The 15,529-nt window shown below is 31.5% G+C and carries 13 protein-coding genes and 1 riboswitch; of the genes, 3 read left to right on the forward strand and 10 right to left on the reverse strand.

What is annotated here, in order from left to right; translation table 11 throughout:
* Nucleotides 1-33: 33 nt before the first annotated feature.
* From DN389_RS15310 to DN389_RS15320, 3 genes are all read right to left on the reverse strand, one after another.
* Entirely contained in the window at nt 34-633 is a 600-nt protein-coding gene (locus DN389_RS15310) for an undecaprenyl-diphosphatase (protein ID WP_046954016.1), read from the reverse strand.
* A gap of 246 nt (nt 634-879) precedes the next feature.
* The gene (locus tag DN389_RS15315) at nt 880-1,869 is read right to left on the reverse strand and encodes a zinc-binding dehydrogenase (protein WP_098191403.1); all 990 of its coding nucleotides are present in this window, start codon (nt 1,867-1,869) and stop codon (nt 880-882) included.
* Between the two features lie 170 nt (nt 1,870-2,039).
* Entirely contained in the window at nt 2,040-2,552 is a 513-nt protein-coding gene (locus DN389_RS15320; RefSeq protein ID WP_106101860.1) for a GrpB family protein, read from the reverse strand.
* Nucleotides 2,553-2,679: 127 nt separating this feature from the next.
* On the opposite strand from DN389_RS15320, the gene DN389_RS15325 reads away from it, so the two are divergent.
* Entirely contained in the window at nt 2,680-3,561 is an 882-nt protein-coding gene (locus tag DN389_RS15325) for a protein kinase (RefSeq protein ID WP_098191401.1), read from the forward strand.
* Nucleotides 3,562-3,646: 85 nt separating this feature from the next.
* A complete protein-coding gene (locus DN389_RS15330) occupies nt 3,647-4,915 on the forward strand; it encodes a sensor histidine kinase (RefSeq protein ID WP_088063599.1) in 1,269 nt (422 codons plus the stop codon).
* Nucleotides 4,916-5,007: 92 nt separating this feature from the next.
* Here the strand turns inward: DN389_RS15330 and DN389_RS15335 are convergent, their stop codons facing one another.
* From DN389_RS15335 to DN389_RS15350, 4 genes are all read right to left on the reverse strand, one after another.
* The gene (locus tag DN389_RS15335) at nt 5,008-5,115 is read right to left on the reverse strand and encodes a YjcZ family sporulation protein (RefSeq protein WP_000120182.1); all 108 of its coding nucleotides are present in this window, start codon (nt 5,113-5,115) and stop codon (nt 5,008-5,010) included.
* A 135-nt stretch (nt 5,116-5,250) separates the two neighbouring features.
* A complete protein-coding gene (locus DN389_RS15340) occupies nt 5,251-6,051 on the reverse strand; it encodes an energy-coupling factor transporter transmembrane component T family protein (protein ID WP_088122241.1) in 801 nt (266 codons plus the stop codon).
* Entirely contained in the window at nt 6,044-7,747 is a 1,704-nt protein-coding gene (locus DN389_RS15345; RefSeq protein ID WP_098802369.1) for an ABC transporter ATP-binding protein, read from the reverse strand. The genes DN389_RS15340 and DN389_RS15345 overlap by 8 nt, the downstream gene beginning before the upstream one ends.
* Before the next feature lie 10 nt (nt 7,748-7,757).
* Complete coding sequence (locus DN389_RS15350) at nt 7,758-8,306, reverse strand: ECF-type riboflavin transporter substrate-binding protein (RefSeq protein ID WP_098191398.1); 549 nt, start codon at nt 8,304-8,306, stop codon at nt 7,758-7,760.
* A 139-nt stretch (nt 8,307-8,445) separates the two neighbouring features.
* Nucleotides 8,446-8,561, reverse strand: a riboswitch (SAM riboswitch).
* Nucleotides 8,562-8,714: 153 nt separating this feature from the next.
* Here DN389_RS15350 and DN389_RS15355 point away from each other — a divergent pair.
* Nucleotides 8,715-9,395 carry an aspartate/glutamate racemase family protein gene (locus DN389_RS15355; RefSeq protein ID WP_087984418.1) on the forward strand — a complete coding sequence of 227 codons (681 nt, stop codon included), beginning with the start codon at nt 8,715-8,717 and terminating at the stop codon, nt 9,393-9,395.
* A gap of 49 nt (nt 9,396-9,444) precedes the next feature.
* Here the strand turns inward: DN389_RS15355 and DN389_RS15360 are convergent, their stop codons facing one another.
* From DN389_RS15360 to DN389_RS15370, 3 genes are all read right to left on the reverse strand, one after another.
* Nucleotides 9,445-10,623: a macrolide family glycosyltransferase gene (locus DN389_RS15360; RefSeq protein ID WP_098191396.1), complete on the reverse strand. Its 1,179-nt coding sequence runs from the start codon at nt 10,621-10,623 to the stop codon at nt 9,445-9,447.
* Nucleotides 10,624-10,959: 336 nt separating this feature from the next.
* Nucleotides 10,960-13,086, reverse strand: a complete 2,127-nt coding sequence (locus tag DN389_RS15365; protein WP_149237343.1) for a peptidoglycan D,D-transpeptidase FtsI family protein — start codon at nt 13,084-13,086, stop codon at nt 10,960-10,962.
* A gap of 222 nt (nt 13,087-13,308) precedes the next feature.
* A complete protein-coding gene (locus tag DN389_RS15370; protein WP_098191394.1) occupies nt 13,309-15,096 on the reverse strand; it encodes a PAS domain-containing sensor histidine kinase in 1,788 nt (595 codons plus the stop codon).
* Nucleotides 15,097-15,529 lie beyond the last annotated feature (433 nt).

Here is a 15,529-nt window from a genome sequence, read left to right on the forward strand (position 1 = left end):
TTTAACAAACCTATAAATAGTTATTTATAAAAATTAAGCTATATGATTATATTTCGCTAAAAAAGGAATTCGTTTCGCTACCAATGCGTACATTTTAAATACAAATTTAGCTATCGGTTCAAACATACGTGTACTTTGCACTACTAAACCGCTCGTAATAAATGTTAAGAAAGCTGCACCAAGTATATCTAGAGGATAATGAACTCCTACGTACATACGTGATACACCAACTAATACTGCCCAAATAAGAGCGACATATTTAAGTTTTTCTCCTCTAAGTAAAAATACAAATGCGATGGAAAATACAAGTACAGAGTGATCACTAACAAATGATGAGTCTGCTGCATGTGGTACTAATTGATGTACATCATGTGATACAAATGGACGCGGATGATAATAAACCTCGTGTATAAGAACATTTACTAGTAATGCAATAATAACTGAAAGTGTCGTATATAAAACTGTATATTGTTTTATAATTGCATTCTCTTTCTTTCCATTATTAAACCATAAGATAAACATAAATAGAATGGCTACATATGCAGCGCTATTTGTAATAGCAACCATTAGCGTATCTAATAGTTTGGACGATCCAGCAAAACTATTAAACCATTGAAATACTGTGTAATTCATAATACTCTCTCCTTAAATAAAAGCATTCTTGATTTACACAGTATACAACATCAATATGAAAATGGGCTTAAACTTTTCTCATCTAATTCTCATTTTATTATTACTCATTTGACAATATTGAGACTAATTATTACGGCTAATTATGTATAAAGCTGAAAAACCTTTAAAACAATACGAATTACATACTTTTCATATGTAGAATACATAACATTGTTACTTAAATATAGTAGTTGCGAAATCGTATTTTTAATACATACGAAGTGCGATATTACCAAATTGTTCTCCTTGTTCCATACGACTTAATGCCCCAATGGCTTCTTCTAACGAATATACTTTATCAATAATTGGTTTAATCTTATGTTTCTCAATAAACTTAACCATTTCATTAAATTCCTCACGGCTACCCATAGATGTCCCCATAATATCGATTTGGTTATAAAATAATGCACGTAATGGCAATTCAATTTTATCTCCTGAGCTTGCACCAAAATTAACAATTCTCCCATTTGGTTTTAATACATCAAAATATTGTAAGAATGTTGCTGGACCTATACTATCGATTATTAAATCTACTTTCTCTCCGCGTAAACTCTCTTCCCAATTTCCAGAACTATTAAAAGAAAAGTCTGCGCCATATGTTTCGGCAAACTGTCTTTTGTTCTCTACCCTTGATGTAACACTTACTTTTGCGCCAATTGCTTTCGCAAATAACATGGCAAATGTCGCTACACCGCCGCCTATTCCCGGAATTAAAACATGTTCTCCACACTTCAATTTACCCTTTGTAAAAAGCGCTCTATATGCTGTTAATGCCGATAAAGATAAAACTCCAGCCTCATCCCAAGTAAGATATGACGGTTTTGCCACTACATTTTCAGCTGGCACAATAACAAATTCAGCAAACGTTCCATCTTTCGGTCCACCTAACACCTCTGGTAAATCTGGTACTTCGGTAATATTTTCCCATCCAATGCTAGGATTGATAATAACCTCGCTATTTAATAGATTATTTGAAACACCTTCTCCGATCTCTGTAACAATTCCTGAACCATCTGACCCTATTACTAACGGCAGCTCCATTTCTTTTCTATTGTATATAATAAATAAATCCCTATGATTTAATCCTGCAGCTTTTAACTTTACTTTTACTTCACCGGCATTAAGATTTGTTTCAGGTAAAAATTTATATTCTAATCCTTCTACCCCTTTTTTATATTGATGTACAATAGCTTTCATTGTTTAATTCCCCCTTAATATTTTCAATGTACTAGAAATATCGAAATAAATAAAATAATCCGTCTCCAATAATTAGAAATAATGTATATCGTTATGACAAAAGAAAAAATCCCTCCCTATAAATAACGTAGGAAAGGTTTTTAAAATTTTTTAGATAAGAATCTGTAATTTTAGTTTTTTTGAGTTTTGGCCAATTCTAAAATTCTTTGAATAAACGGTGCTTTTTCCTTTGTATATGAAACACGATCAAAAGGATATGTAGTTGCAAGTTTCTCCTTTAATTCTCTATATTCTTTACGTGCCCATTCATGTTTTATTAGAAAGTCTCGAAATAAAAGATTGTTTTTCCATTCGTCACTATTATAAATATAAACATGCAAATGATGGGTACCAGCTCTCCATTTTCCCTTTCTAAAAAAACGTCGATTAGGTGTTTCTTTTGGAACATACTCATATCCAATATTTAATAAATCTTCAATCCACTTTTCAGTAATTTGTAAATCCGTTACGCCAATCATCATATCAATTAGAGGTTTCGCTCCTAATCCTTGTACAGATGTGCTCCCTATGTGTTCAATAGCGATACATTCTCCTCCAAATAATGAAATAAATTTCTCTTTTTCTATTCCATACTCTTCATACCAATCTTTTTGATATGGTTTAATAACGATTTGTTGTTCCATATTGTTCACCCTCTTATAAGTGTTTATTATTATATTTATAAAATTTCATGTGATTAACATAGGATTTTTACAAAATATGTCGAATACTGAAATATACAACTTAATTATAATAAATGTGAGGTATATTATGAAAGATATTCCAGTTGAAATTCAATTAAATCAAGTAACATTCCAATTAAAAGAACATCATAATTTTGATTGGCTTATGAAATTAGGAACCGTATTTGCGGTTTTTGACCAGCAAGATTCAGGAAATCTATCTTTTGGTGTAGAAAAAGATGGTCATAAGAAATTTATTAAATATGCAGGGGCACATACAATTGCATATAACGGAAAGACCAGCGATGCAATTGATAGATTAAAAAATTCAGTTTCCTTATATGAAGAATTAAAGCATGAGTCACTTATACAATTAATTGAACATTTTCCCGTTCAATCTGGATATGTCTTAATTTTTGATTGGTTTGATGGTGAATGTCTTCATTCACATTGGAGTTTCCCGCCTCCTGAGAAATATAAAAATCCAAACTCTCCTTATTATAAATATAAGCATTTATCTGTTTTGGAACGAATTCAATCCTTAAATTCTATGTTTTCTTTCCATACATATGTCGAAAAGAAAAACTATGTAGCAATAGATTTTTATGACGGTAGTATTTTATATAATTTCCATACAAATGAGACGAAGATTTGTGATATTGATTTATATTCTAAAAAACCATACGTGAATAAAATGGGAAGATTATGGGGCTCCTCGCGTTTTATGTCTCCTGAAGAATTTGAGCTAAACGCTATGATTGATGCAAGAACAAATGTATTTAATATGGGGGCGATGGCTTTCGAAATTTTAGGAGATGGAAAAGATCGTTCCTTTACAAAATGGGAAGCAAGTAGGAATTTATATGAAATAGCGTATCGTGCTGTAAATGAAAGCCGAGCTGAACGATATGAATCAGTTAAAGTATTTTATGAAGAGTGGATAAACGTGGCAAATGCTGAAAAGATATAACCTATATTATTAAAAACATAAAGTTTCTACTATAATCATGTATAATACATATAAAATGGAAATTCAAAATAACGAGGAAAATATTATGAACTTTGTTTATATTAATCAAAACGTATTAAATAATCTTCTTTACATTTTAAGTAGTATATTTATTTTTTATTTTATATATGATAGCGGACGCTATTTAAAGAAATATAAAAAATTACTTATTATCCTTTGTACGAGTATCCCTCTTATTTTATGTATGCGCTATCCAATCTATATGGATGAAAATTGTATTCATGATTTAAGACAAATACCAGTTATAATAGGCACACTTTATGGTGGCTTCCCTGTTGGTATCATTTTGTTTGCTATTTTATTAATTACAAGATTTTCATTTTATGGATTTAGTATGTTAACAATACTAGTTTATGGAACAATGTTTATCGTTACAGCATTCGCATCCGCAAAATTTAATAAGTATAATAGAAAAATTAAAGTAGCTTATGGAATGTTTTTAACATTTTTTCTAGCAATATTTACAACTGTAATTGTATTAACTTTATCAGATTTTGAAGTGAATAATTTGTACATTATTTATTTCATAATATTACCAACCATTTTGATGTTGTTTGGCATTTATTTTAATGAAGTTTTAAAAGATGCAGTATGTATGCGATCGAAGATGATTAAAATGGAAAAAATGGAGATTGTTAGCCAACTTGCTGCTAGTATATCGCACGAAGTAAGAAACCCCTTAACTGTCGTAAAAGGATTTACTCAACTTTTAAAAACACCTAATTTAACTCCAGAATCAAGAGACGAGTATATTGAACATATACTTGAAGAGTTACATCGTGCACAAGGAATTATTGATGATTATTTAACGTTTGCCAAACCTGCTTCAGAAAAATCAGATCATATTTCAGTAGAACAAGAGTTGAACCGAGTTATTAATATGATCTTACCATTATGCAATATGAATACAATACATATTACAAAAGATTTTTCCACAGCAACAATTGTAGGCAATAAACAGCACTTTCAACAATGTTTTTTAAACTTAATAAAAAATGGGATTGAAGCAATGCCTAATGGTGGTACTTTACATATCTCCTCATCTATTAGTAATAATAAAGTTATTATTCGAATTGAGGATAGCGGAATTGGTATGTCACAAGAGCAAGTAAATCGATTTGGTGAACCATACTTTAGTACAAAAACAAAAGGTACAGGTTTAGGTACAATGGTTGCTGTTAAAATCATTGAAACGATGCAAGGTAGTTTGAAAATCCGAAGCGTTATTAATAAAGGTACAACTTTGACAATTACATTGCCGAAATGTAATATGAACTCATCTGAAAACAAATAAAAAAGGAGCATAATTGCTCCTTTTTTATTTGTTTCGATACATAAGTATCTTCTATGTTTTTTAAGTTTACATTTGTGGAGACTAATTAGAAATTAGTACCCTCCGCCCCAGCAGCTGCATCCAACGATAATTAATAAAATAAATAACACAACTAATAACGCGAAACCTCCACCAAAACCACAAGAACCACCGTAACTCATATTTTCTCCTCCTTTTGGTTTGAAAACTAATAGGTAGTTGATCATTTTAACTGGTTCGTATTATACATTATGTAAATATCCCTTTTTTGAGCATGTCCACATAAAAATAAGTAAAAGCACTCATTTGAGAGTGCTTTAAAATGGATACCAAAAGTTTTGAAATACATGTAACTTTAAATACACTGCAACAATTAAAATAAAAATACCTACAAATAAAGCAATGAAATCCCCGCTTTTCGCTTTATTTGTATAAAACCAAGTTCGTGTATTCTTCTTTCCAAATCCTCTTAAATCCATTGCATTTGAAACTGTATCGATTCTATCTAGTGAATGAATAATTAAAGGCCAAAAAATTAAGACACGGTTTTTCATACGAATCCATAAACTTGCTTCTCCTTTTTCAAAAGCTACTCCTCTCGCCTCTTGTGCATGTTTAATAACTTTATATTCGGACTGAATATCAGGTATATAACGTAATGCAATATTTATTGCATATGTAATCTTATAATGAATTCGAAATTTACTTAAGCTACTCACAAATTTGCTTGGATCAGTCGTATATATATAAATAAGTGTAAATGGTAATAACGTAAAATATTTTAATGAAAGTGTAGCTGCATAAAATAATGTTTCATATGTAATTGTTGCATATCCGATATGTAAAAACGAAGTATATGATTCGGTTAATTCAGATCCATGAGTTGGTGTAATAAATAAAATCATGACAGAATTTAATAAACTAAATGTAAATATAACAGTAAAAACAATGCAAATTTTACGAAATGGAATTTTAGCAATAAATAGTCCGATACATCCAATCATAAATACAAATAGCAATATACGAAAATCAAAAAACAAAAATGTAAGTGTCATACAAAAAATAAATAACATCAATTTCACTGCTCCATCCATGCGATGAAAATATGTACTATACACCTTCCTCCCCCCTAATATCCTCAAAATAATGTTCCATAAACCTTTCAGGATATGAAATTCCACTAAATTTAACTAGTTTGAATAAAGAACTTTCCCTTAGGTTCGCCCTTTGTAACGTTTCTGTATCCCCTAATACAACGCACGCGAAATTATTCGCAATAATTTCCCCTTCATCTAGAACAATCGCTCTGTCTGCATATTCTAAAGCGAGATTCATATCATGTGTGATAAAAATAAAAGATATTCCCTTTACAGCTAGTTTTCTAATAAACGACATAAACTGTTTATAATGATAATAATCTTGTCCCGCTGTCGGTTCATCTAATATGATAAGTTTCGGATTTGCTATTAGTACAGATGCAATCGTTACTCTCTTCTTTTGTCCATAACTTAATGCCTGAATTGGCCAATTTCGAAATGGATACAAACCACAAAGTTTTAATGTTTCTTCCGCTCTAAGCTTAATTTCTTCCTTTGAAAACTTTTTTAATTTTAATGAAAATGAAACCTCTTCTATAACAGTAGGTTGTGTAATCATCTGATTTGGATTTTGCATCACATAACATATAACCTCACCACGTTTACGAATAGACCAAGAATTGATATTTACTTCATCAAATACAATCCTATCATTTTTTGTTTTGTTTATGCCTATAAGACTATGAGCTAATGTTGATTTACCGGCTCCGTTATGGCCCAAAAGTGCTACAATTTCACCTTCATATATGGAGAAATTTACATTGTCCAATACTTTTTGTTTATTAGGATAGGAGAATGACAAATTCTCTACTTTCAATAATTCTTTTTTTGTAGGAGTACCTTTAAAAGAAACCTGCTTCTCCATCCACTCATCTATTATGCTACGAACACTTTCCCTTTGAAGATTTTCAAGCGGGTAGTATATTACGTCATTATTACCATCAAACTGCAATTTCTTTAATACTTCTACGTACATAGGCTCTCTTAAGCCGATAGATGGTAATATATTTGACGCTAAAATCTCTTCTGGTGTCCCTATCGCAACAATTTCCCCTTCATTCATTAAAATGATTTTATCTAAATCCAGGTTTAACATTTCTTCTATTCGATGTTCAATAATTACAATTGTTTTATTATATTGTTTATGTATGCCTTTAATAAGTTCTATCGTATGTAAACTACTTGCTGAATCTAAATTTGCTAACGGTTCATCGAACAATAATATATCAGCATTTGTTGTTAACAAACCTGCTAAAGAAACAGTTTGTTTTTGCCCTCCTGATAATTCATGTGGACTTTGTTTATGAAAAGCATGCATCTTTACTTTTTTTAATGAGTCCGAAACAATCTTTTTCATATCATCTTGATTTACACATTCATTTTCTAAATAAAAAGCTACATCCTCTTCTACTGTAAGACCAATAAATTGAGCATCTTGATCTTGCAAAATTGTTCCTACCTGTTTACTCAGTTCAAAAACACTCTCTTTCCTCGGGTCTTTTCCGGCAATTAAAATATTACCAGTACTAATCCCTTCATAAGAAAAGGGGATTAGCCCATTTATACAATGAGCTAACGTTGACTTCCCTGAACCACTTCGTCCAGCAATTAGTACTTTTTCTCCAGGGTATATATGAAATGTAATGTCTTTTACAGTAGGCTGCGCAGCATGTTCATATTGAAAGCTGAATTGTTCAAAAGAAATGATTGGTTGCATGTTAACATCCCTACTTTTCAATTTTTAAATGTGTATGTTTCTTATTAGATTTAGCTAGACCTATTGTAATTGGCAATCCAAGAACTAAAAATACAATAACATCAGCAATTGTTGCTCCTAATACTTGTATAACAATTTTGTCAAACGGTTCTCCCATCACAATAATATCGAATGCACCAGCAAATATAATAGCAATGACAATACCAAGTAACCCCGTAATAGCTAAATAAGAAATATTCCCCTTATTATACGTCCCATTTTTCACACTAAAGCCAACTCTTTTTTGAATGAGTCCCATTGCAAATCCGATAATGCCTGAACTAATTACCCATCCCCACCAAATACCCCAACCAGCGATTGTATCCGTTACGGTATGACCGATAAGCCCTATTAACAGTCCTGCCACTGGGCCAAATAACGCTCCAAAAACAGTTAAAATAGCTAATGCAGGTTTAATAAATGTATTTGGTGCAATTGAAAATCCCCAAAGTCCTAATATCCCGTATAATGCTGCTCCAATTCCGATTGCCACTACTAACTTCGTTGATAATTTGTTCATTACAATTCCCCTCTCATATTAGTCAACTTTTATTACTCTATATTTATTTTAAAAATGAATTATGCATCGACACTCCCTTTCTATACAACAAAAAATGACCTCTTATATAAGAGGTCATTTTCTTTCACGTTCAAGAATCCTCTTATCTTCCAAAAAACACATCGTGTCCTCTGCGGAATTAGCACCTTCCTATAAATGTACATAGGGGTTGCTGAGGTTTCATAGGGCCGTTCCCTCCACCTCTCTGGATAAGTATTAATTTGTAATTCGTATTATGGCACTAATAAGTGTAAATTTCAACACTTTTCTAATTATTTTTATTTTTCGTTTAACTATACATTTAAATCATTGTATTCTTATAGGAATTATGAAATAATAAATTCAAAATAGTTACGGGAGGAATGTACGATGAAAGTAATCGGTTTAATTGGTGGACTAAGTTGGGAATCTACATCGTTATACTATAAACATATTAATACACTTACACTCTCTCAATACGATCAAAATGCGAAGCTTGTTTTATATAGCATGGACTTTGGTGAAGTAACTACTTTATTACAAAATCATCAATATGAAGAAGTGAAAAACGAATTAGTCACAGTCGCAAAAAAGGTTGAAAAATCCGGAGCTGATTGTTTATTAATGTGTTCCAATACGGTCCATTTATTTGCTGAAGAAGTAGAACAGGCAATATCTATTCCACTTCTTCACATTGGTGATGTAAGTGCTAAAAAAATGGTAGAGCAGAATATAAAACGGATCGGACTATTAGGTACGAAACAAACGATGGAACAAGACTTCTATAAATCACGTCTAGCGAACTATAACATTGAGACAATTATTCCAAATAAAGAGGAAAGAAATTTTATTCATCATGTTATTTTAAATGAATTAAGTAAAGGAATTATTTCAGAAACATCAAAAGAAAAGCTATTACAAATTACAAACTCATTAATTCAAAATGGCGCAGAAGGTATATTGCTAGGCTGCACTGAAATACCATTGCTCATTTCCCAAAACGACCTTACTGTACCTGTTTTTGATACCGCTTTTTTACATGCAAATACTGCTGTGCAGTTTGCAGTATAATAATATAAAAGCATAAAGGTAGTGCCTCTATGCTTTTATATTGTCTAAACTATTTATTTAAAAGAGATGTAATCACTGCAATTGCTTCTTTAGTACCACCACATTCTAAAAAACTATCATTCAGTTTTCGTATACCATGTTTATACTTTTCATTTGAAAGAACGTCTGTTACCGCTTCATTTAAAGTTTGCACATTAACATTCTCTTTCAATAACCGATGTGCTGCTTCAAGTTCAGTTAATCTTTGCGCTATCATTGGCTGGTCTTTATCGTGTGGAATTATAACAAATGGGACATTAAAATAAATGGCATCGTGTACGCTATTCATACCACCATGTGTAATGAAAACATCTGCTTCACTTAATATTTCTGATTGGGGTACGTATGAAGCAATTATAAAATTGTCTGGCGCTTTCTTAATTTTTGAACAATCATTTCTATCACCAATTGCTATTACAACTATTCCATCAAAATCCGAGAAAGTATCAATGCAAGTATTAAAGAATGGTTCGAGTCCTTCAAGCAGTGTCCCCATTGAAATATAAATAACTTTCTTATCTTTAAGTAATTCAAATGGAAACTGTACATTTGTTTTACGCTTTGAAATACTCGGTCCAATAAAAATGTTATTTCTTCCAAATAAATCGCTATTAGGTTGAAAATAGCGACTTGTGTACACAAGAGTAATATCTCCCTTGTTATGCATAAATTGAAGATTATTTTTAGGTGTTACTCCAAATTCATGTTCCATTTGATACAGTAACTGTTCAGAAATTTTATCAGGTTGGAATGGTATTTCTGCATTTGGATGAAAAGGTAATGTTTCCAAAAAATTTGGAGGAATTAAAAATATAGGAGAAGAAACTATGCCTGGAATTTGTAAATACTCCTTTACTAACTCTCCAGCGCCAAATATATCATAAATTACGAAATCAAAATGTATGTTTTCACATAATTGTTTCGTAATTTCTAATATATATAAAGAAGTTTGAACATGTACACGAAAGAAAGAATTCAGCCCATCTGGAGTTTCAGAATCAATAGAAATCTCCTTTAATAAATCTGGATGTGTATATACAGTAGCTCCCAAATCTTCAATTCTGCCTTTAAATTGTTCTGTCGTAATATAATGTACGTGATCACCTCGTTCAGTATAGGCTTTGACTAAACTTAATGTAGGATTTACATGTCCCTCTGCTGGAAAATTAACCACTAAAATATTTAGCACTTATTTCTCACTCCTTACATTTCAATTCGCTTATTAAGCATACTGTAATTATTACCGTCAATCTTCACCTAATAGTCCTAATATGCTTGCTACTTTAGGTTGATAAATAATTGTTAGTGATTAAATTAAAAAAGGCATCTACATAAGTAGATGCCAAACCGTGATAAGGAGTGTTCTGTGAGGTTAGAATAAGCTTTTCAGCTTGTCCTATGCTATCAATATATGATTTATTTTATAAAATGTGAATAATTGATAGAATGATTTCACCTCTCTATCACCCATTTTGAACCTATTTCTAAATAAGTCGACTCTAGTTTCTGTACTATTTCATATGTTTTAACCTTCTTGAGAGCTATCTATTTTTATAGTTTCTCCAGTCAATCTCTTATTTTTCAGTTCAAAATAAGCATCTAAAACTTCTTTTCCAATATCAGAGTTAATACCAGATTTATCATTAATAACCCACGGCACAACTACAGAGAATGATACTTCAGGATTATCATACGGCGCATATCCTGCTAACGTTAAATTATAACATTCTCTTCGCTCACCTTTTTCATTTCTTCCAATATCACTTTCTCCACCGTATACTGTCTGTGCTGTCCCTGTTTTACCTGCTGGCTTATAAGATGCTTTTTGGAACGCCCTTACTCCTGTTCCATCACCTTCTTGGAATACCTTTCTAAATCCTTCTTTTACTTGATTTATATATTCCTCTTTCATATCTATCTTATTTAAAACGATTGGTTCTACTGCATGCACCACTTTACCAATCTCATCTTTTTGCGACGTTTGCTCTCTTACCTCTCGAACAATTTGTGGCTTCATTCGATATCCACCGTTTGCGATTGTTGAAATATACTGTACAAGTTGAAGTGGCGTATAGGTGTCATACTGGCCAATTGAGTAGTCTAGTAAGAAACCAGGTTGATTATCTTTTTTACCAATTTGTCCAGCTGTTTCATTTGGTAAATCAATACCCGTTGGAACACCTAATCCAAATTGCCTGAAATAATACCTCATTTTATCAAAGTACTCCTGTTTAATATTTAATGAACTATTTTTCACATAATCTACACCTGCAATTTTTAATGCTGTATGAAACATATAAACGTTTGAAGAGACTTGTAACGCTCTTAAATCATCAATATTTCCAAACTCTTTCCAAGACTTTTTTTCCTTTGTTCCTTTAAACTTCATAGGTGCATCATAAAAATAAGTACCTGGTGCTATAGCTTTCGTTTCAAATCCAGTTAAAACTGTCGCACCTTTAACTGTTGATCCAAGCTCATAAGAACTAGTCATTGTGCCTAATGCATAGTCTTCAACTTCTGTTTTTCCGTCTTTTTCTACAAGTCTTTTCCCGGCCATGGATAATACTTGTCCGTTTTTCGGATTCATCATCACAACGAAAGCACGGTCCAACATGGATTCTGACCCTTTATATGTCTTTAATATTTTTTCAATACTTTCTTCTACTTTCTTCTGTAATTCCATATCTATTGTTAAAGTTAAATTCTTACCGCTCTTTCCCTCAGAAACGATTTCCGTTCTAATTGTATTACCTTGTTTATCTGCAACGCTTCTTACTTCTTTTTTTGTACCATGAAGTACATCTTCGTATTGCTGCTCGATATAACTTTTTCCAACCCTATCATTTCGGCTATAATCACGTACCAAGTAGTAATCTAATCGTTCACTTGGTAATCCTTCATCGGAATTAGAAACATTTCCAAGAACAGATCGGAATAATCCATCATTTACATACACTCTCTCCCAATCAACCGATACGTCTACACCTGGGAGATTCGCTAAACCTTCACTAATTATAGTAAATTCCTTTTCACTAACATCTTTTTTAATAATTTGAGGAGCCATTTGATAACCAGAAGTCATCTTACTTTTAATAGCTAACACTTTTATATCTTTCTCTGTTAATTCCTGAAGATTTTTATCTGTAACCCGTTTTCTTTTTAACTCTTCTATTTTTTTATCTAGCTTCTTGCCGCTAATATCCTTTTCTCTAAATGTATCTATTTCTTTTTTCGATACTAGATTTTCAGCCAGTTTCGGATTTAATTGCATCCAAAAATCTTTCTTATCTGTCTCAGTTAACTTAGCTATATCTTCTTGCGGCATTTCAATTATGTCTGCAAGTTGTCTTGCAGTTTTTAATATATCTTCTGATTTTACACCTTTCATCTTTGTATATGTAATTGTACGTAAAGATTTATTATCAACTACTGGATTGCCTTCTCTATCAAATATTTTTCCGCGTGGGACAGATAGGCTCACAGTTGTATTTTCTCTCTTTTCTACTTCATTTTTATAAGTCTCTCCATCGAAAATTTGCACTTTACCTAACTGTATAATCATTGCAGAAAATAATAAAAATACACAAAGAAATAAAATATTTAACCGCGTCGGTATTGCTCTACCACTTTTTTTCTCATGCTTTTTCACCTTGTCATAATCTCCTCCTTACCGAATTCCTACTAATAATTGAATCTATATATTAAAAGTAATGCACATTTTCTATACAGTACTTTGCACAAATATTAATATACTGATAAAAACTTAATAGAAATTAAAACAAAGGTTAAGAAAAGGTAAAGTTTACTAAATTAAATATAAAAATCCCCAATAACCAAAAGTTAAGCTTTCGGTTATTGGGGATTTAGTAATTTAAGAGTTAATAATTGGACGTATTGATTCGAATCTATCATCATAATTTGATAGAGATTTTTCGCTCTGAGCTTTCGGCAAGTAAATCGTTACTGTTGTCCCGACTCCAACTTCACTCATAATACTTATATTCCCTTGATGACTTTCAATGATTTTATAACTTAACATTAATCCGATACCGGTACCTTTTTCTTTCGTACTATAAAAAGGCTCACCTAATCTCTTAATTCTATCTTCAGGTATCCCTATTCCTTCATCAATTACATGAATAATGACACCTTCATCGTTTATCTCTTTAATATGAATTGTAATTTTCCCGCCATCTGGCATAGCTTCGATTGAATTTTGCAAAATATTAATAAACACTTGTTTCAATTGATTTTCTGAGCATTCAATGCTTATGTCTTTGTTGTCTGCATATAGTTCCACTTGAATATTCGTCATAATTGCTTTTGTATTCATTAACGATACGACATTATTATAAATTTGATAAATATTTTTTTGTTCTGTATTTATCTCCTCTGTTTTAGCAATTGATAAAAACTCTTGAAGAATCGCTTCTATTCTTTCAATTTCAGAAAGCATTAAATCAAAATATTTTTCTTGATCTTCTTTATTAATTTGAAATAACTGTATAAACCCTTTAATGACAGTTAAGGGGTTCCTCACTTCATGAGCCACACCAGCTGCTAATTGACCAATTGCTGCAAGTGTATCTGATTTATTTAGCAATTCTTCTGTCTTTTTCCGTTCTGTAATATCGCGTACAATGATCATAATTTTATCATGTAATAATGGTAAGCATCTAGCTTCAAAGAAATCGACACTCCCATTAATTGTAAGTGGATATTCAACAATTACATTCGTCCCTTTTTCCTTCACTTGATGAATTGCTTCCTGAAACTGCTGTGCTACTGGAGATGGTAATACTTCGAAAAACTTTTTTCCCATAAAAGCTTGTGCCGGTACGTAAAATTTCGAAGGGGACCCTGCTTTATAATCTATAATTGTGCCATCATCTTCTGTTAAGAAACATAAATCTGGTAAAGCCTTAAAAATTAATTCCAATTCAGACGTTTGTTGTTTTAACTGGTCTTCTATCGCTTTTAAATGTGTAATATCTACTCCGACAGCCCAGTAGCTATATCCTGTTACAGGAAACTGTTCTGATATATTGGACCACATGATTGTTTTGATTTCACCATTTTTACATGTTAAGTGCATTTCCCAATCCCTGAAATTTTTTCCACAAGTTAAAAATTTCGTTTGTATTTGGTGACGATAATTATGATCTGGGTACAATAATTGTAGGGCATTTGGATTCCCTATTATTTCTTCAGCTGTATAACCTGTTACAATTTCACACTCCCGATTCCACAAAACAAAATCTCCATTATAATCAAGCGCATCAACCATAACAGGCATGTTTTGTAAAATCGTATGCAGTTCCTCCTCTTTTCGAGAAAGCAACGTTGTATTTTTACTTTGAAATACCTTTGTTGCTCCATCTATAATTAGATTTGAAAGCATTTCAAAGTATTTTTGACAATTGAAAATGTCACTTTTGTTTGACCATGCTACAAAAGATCCTAAATGTTGATTGTATAAAAAAATGGGGATTTCAATTTTGGGAAGTTTACATATTTTCATCTCATTTATTCCAAAAGAAAATATACATTCTTTTTCAGCATCAAGAAGTTGATGTGATATGTTGGTTAATTTATAAAACTGTTCTGCCATGGTTTCTATTGTACTCACATCAATAAGTTCCATTAGCCGCGCATTCATTCCTTTTTCACCTCAATATGTAAAATTAATACAAATTCAAAATTTATACTTCTCCATTATACGTAGAATGTGCCTTTAGGTATATAGCTGCAGAATAATTATTCGAATAAATTTTATTTTTCAATTAAAATAGAGAAGAATTTGCGTATAAAATGAATCCTTAATCAGTACGTATTTTGTTCATCACATATTAATTCTGAATGTACGACCAACCTAAAACGGGTACTCATGCAGAAACCGGATTTTAATATCAGAGTCATACACATCGATTTTAGTAGTATAAAAACACAAAAAATATAAAGTTCATAAAATTTTCACAATTAATATGAAAAATATAAACATTTATTCCAATATATTCTATATAATAAAAAGTAATAAGGCTTCTATGAATCTCATAGAATACCTTACCCCTAATAAAAAGAAAAAAAGAATC

Source organism: Bacillus sp. AY3-1 (assembly GCF_008368785.1).
GTDB classification, from domain to species: Bacteria; Bacillota; Bacilli; order Bacillales; family Bacillaceae_G; genus Bacillus_A; species Bacillus_A wiedmannii.

Bases quoted from the DNA above. Each gene is read 5' to 3' on its own strand.
- DN389_RS15310 (WP_046954016.1), bottom strand. From the start codon at position 633: ATGAATTACACAGTATTTCAATGGTTTAATAGTTTTGCTGGATCGTCC.
- DN389_RS15315 (WP_098191403.1), bottom strand. From the start codon at position 1,869: ATGAAAGCTATTGTACATCAATATAAAAAAGGGGTAGAAGGATTAGAA.
- DN389_RS15320 (WP_106101860.1), bottom strand. From the start codon at position 2,552: ATGGAACAACAAATCGTTATTAAACCATATCAAAAAGATTGGTATGAA.
- DN389_RS15325 (WP_098191401.1), top strand. From the start codon at position 2,680: ATGAAAGATATTCCAGTTGAAATTCAATTAAATCAAGTAACATTCCAA.
- DN389_RS15330 (WP_088063599.1), top strand. From the start codon at position 3,647: ATGAACTTTGTTTATATTAATCAAAACGTATTAAATAATCTTCTTTAC.
- DN389_RS15335 (WP_000120182.1), bottom strand. From the start codon at position 5,115: ATGAGTTACGGTGGTTCTTGTGGTTTTGGTGGAGGTTTCGCGTTATTA.
- DN389_RS15345 (WP_098802369.1), bottom strand. From the start codon at position 7,747: ATGCAACCAATCATTTCTTTTGAACAATTCAGCTTTCAATATGAACAT.
- DN389_RS15350 (WP_098191398.1), bottom strand. From the start codon at position 8,306: ATGAACAAATTATCAACGAAGTTAGTAGTGGCAATCGGAATTGGAGCA.
- DN389_RS15355 (WP_087984418.1), top strand. From the start codon at position 8,715: ATGAAAGTAATCGGTTTAATTGGTGGACTAAGTTGGGAATCTACATCG.
- DN389_RS15370 (WP_098191394.1), bottom strand. From the start codon at position 15,096: ATGAATGCGCGGCTAATGGAACTTATTGATGTGAGTACAATAGAAACC.